Below are 416 nucleotides of genomic sequence, written 5' to 3' on the forward strand. Positions count from 1 at the left end.
TCCCTGCACCGCGCGAGCATGCGTTCCGGAAGCGCCCTGTTGAGCCGTGAACTGCACCCGGTAGCCCCGCTGCTGGATAACCTCACCTCTGCGCTAAACAAGGTGTACCAGCGTAAAGGGGTCAACATCAGTCTGGATATCTCACCGGAAATTAGCTTTGTCGGTGAGAAAAATGACTTTATGGAAGTGATGGGAAACCTGCTCGATAACGCCTGCAAATATTGTCTGGAGTTTGTCGAGGTGTCCGCGCGGGTAACGGATAACGAACTGCATATTATCGTTGAGGATGATGGTCCTGGCATTCCCCGTAATAAACGCGAAGTGGTGTTCGATCGCGGTCAGCGCGCCGATACGCTGCGGCCAGGCCAGGGCGTCGGATTATCCGTCGCCAGGGAAATCGTCGATCAGTACGAGGG

Annotated in this window: 1 protein-coding gene; it reads left to right on the plus strand. The window is 55.3% G+C overall.

The genetic code is table 11. The features are described 5' to 3' along the window. Window positions 1-416 (plus strand): ATP-binding protein (locus tag RTW80_RS27480; RefSeq protein WP_312721251.1); only part of this gene is annotated, 416 nt, incomplete at both ends.

The organism is Escherichia sp. AM3 (assembly GCF_032029835.1).
GTDB classification, from domain to species: Bacteria; Pseudomonadota; Gammaproteobacteria; order Enterobacterales; family Enterobacteriaceae; genus Escherichia; species Escherichia coli.